The sequence below is a fragment of the Streptococcus penaeicida genome (genome assembly GCF_002887775.1).
GTDB classification, from domain to species: Bacteria; Bacillota; Bacilli; order Lactobacillales; family Streptococcaceae; genus Streptococcus; species Streptococcus penaeicida.
Window position 1 is genome coordinate 1 of the sequence record NZ_LOCM01000093.1, and the last position, 229, is coordinate 229.

Annotated in this window: 1 rRNA gene; it reads right to left on the bottom strand. The window is 45.9% G+C overall.

The annotated features are described in order from the left end of the window. Window positions 1–71: 71 nt before the first annotated feature. Window positions 72–184: ribosomal RNA gene (gene rrf, locus AT575_RS10430) — 5S ribosomal RNA — on the bottom strand. Between the last annotated feature and the right edge of the window lie 45 nt (window positions 185–229).

The following is a 229-nucleotide window of genomic DNA, read 5'->3' on the forward strand; positions in this document are numbered from 1 at the left end:
GAACCGCTGACCCTCTGCTTGTAAGGCAGATGCTCTCCCAGCTGAGCTAAACTCCCATTGAGTGTTCCTAAGCTAAGCGACTTCCGTATCTAACAGGGGCAACCCCAACTACTTCAGGCGTTCTAGGCTTAACTACTGTGTTCGGCATGGGTACAGGTGTATCTCCTAGGCTATCGTCACTTAACTTTTTAGTCCACTCAAAATTGAATAACTATATCTTAACAAGAAG